This window comes from Lysobacter enzymogenes, from assembly GCF_017168095.1.
GTDB classification, from domain to species: Bacteria; Pseudomonadota; Gammaproteobacteria; order Xanthomonadales; family Xanthomonadaceae; genus Lysobacter; species Lysobacter enzymogenes_D.
Genome location: NZ_LXSD01000660.1, coordinates 1 through 1,258 on the forward strand (window position 1 = coordinate 1; position 1,258 = coordinate 1,258).

The 1,258-nt window shown below is 76.4% G+C and carries 1 protein-coding gene and 2 pseudogenes; all 3 read left to right on the plus strand.

All coding sequences use genetic code 11. The annotated features are described in order from the left end of the window. A pseudogene (locus tag A7A76_RS25330) lies at positions 1–502 on the plus strand (DUF58 domain-containing protein); the annotation flags it as partial. Next, positions 502–963 (plus strand): DUF4381 family protein, encoded by a 462-nt coding sequence (locus A7A76_RS25335; protein WP_206413920.1) that lies wholly within the window; start codon positions 502–504, stop codon positions 961–963. The pseudogene A7A76_RS25330 and the gene A7A76_RS25335, both read left to right, overlap by 1 nt. Positions 964–1,078: 115 nt before the next feature. Next, a pseudogene (locus A7A76_RS25340) lies at positions 1,079–1,258 on the plus strand (vWA domain-containing protein); the annotation flags it as partial.

A 1,258-nucleotide genomic window follows, 5' to 3' on the forward strand; every position in this document is an offset into this window, starting at 1 on the left:
CAGCCTGCGCGAGCCGCCGGTGAATCCCGGCAGCGGCCCGCGCGGCGCGCTGCGCGTGCTCGACGCGATGGTGCGCTGGTACGCCCAGCCGCCGGCCGAGGACGCGGGCCTGGAGGTCGCGCTCGACCACGCCGCGCGCCTGCTGCGCCCCGGCTCGCGCATGGTGGTGCTGGCCGAACCCGGCAGCGTCGCCGCGCTGCCGCAGCGGCGCTGGGCGGTGCTGGCCCAGCACCACGAAGTGATCGTGCTGCTGCTGACCGACCCGATCGAAACCGCGCCGCCGGCTGCGGCATTGCCGTTCAGCCGCGACGGCCAGCGCATCGAACTGGACCTCGGCGCGCCGGCGCAGCGTCAGCGCTGGCATGCCAACTTCGTCGGCCCGGTCGAGGCGGCGCTGGAAAAATTGCCGGCGCGCGGCGTGCGCGTGCAGGCGCTGTCGACCGATGCGGCCAGCGAAGCCTGGCTGCCGCTGCTGGGCCGCGCGCGCCCGCTGGTGGCCTGATGGCGGCGCCGCAAACCCTGGCCCTGCGCGACGTGCACCTGCCCGGCGCGCCGTCGTGGTGGCCGCTGGCGCCGGGCTGGTGGCTGCTGCTGGCGGCGCTGGCGGCGTTGTCGCTGGCGCTGTGGTGGTGGCAGCGCCGCCGCAGCCGGCGCCGGCGCGAAGCCGAACGCGTGTTCGACGAGGCGCTCGCCGCGGCGACCACGCCGGTGGCCGAAGTCGCGGCGATTTCCGAACTGCTGCGCCGCGCCGGCCGCCGCCGCGACCGCGGCGCCGACACCCTGAGCGGGCCGGAGTGGCTGGAATTCCTCGATCGCGGCAGCAAGCGCAGCGACTTCGCCGAAGGCCCCGGGCGCCTGCTGCTGGAAGGCGGCTACCGGCGCCAGGTCGATCCGGCCCAGGTGCGCGCGCTGCGCGAACTGGCGCGGCGCCGCTTCCTGCAGTGGATGGGCGTGCGCGCATGAGCCTGTCGATGTCGAACCTGGGCTTGCCTGGCGCGCCGCTGTCGAGTGCGCCGCTGTCGCGCGCGCTTCGGGCAAGGTCGCCGCTGCCGAATCCGCTTGCGTCGGGTCCGCAGCGATGACCGCGCTGACCTCGCTGTTCGCCGACTGGCGCGACCTGCTGGCCTGGCCGTGGTGGCTGGCGGCATTGCCGTTGCCGCTGCTGGCGCGCTGGCTGCTGCCGCCGGCGCGCGACGGCTCGGCGGCGTTGAAGGTGCCGTTCGGCGCGCGCCTGGACGCGATCGCCGCGGCCGGCGGG

What these genes read in the sequence shown, in the direction of transcription:
- A7A76_RS25335 (WP_206413920.1), top strand. Translation starts at nt 502, where the DNA reads ATGGCGGCGCCGCAAACCCTGGCCCTGCGCGACGTGCACCTGCCCGGC.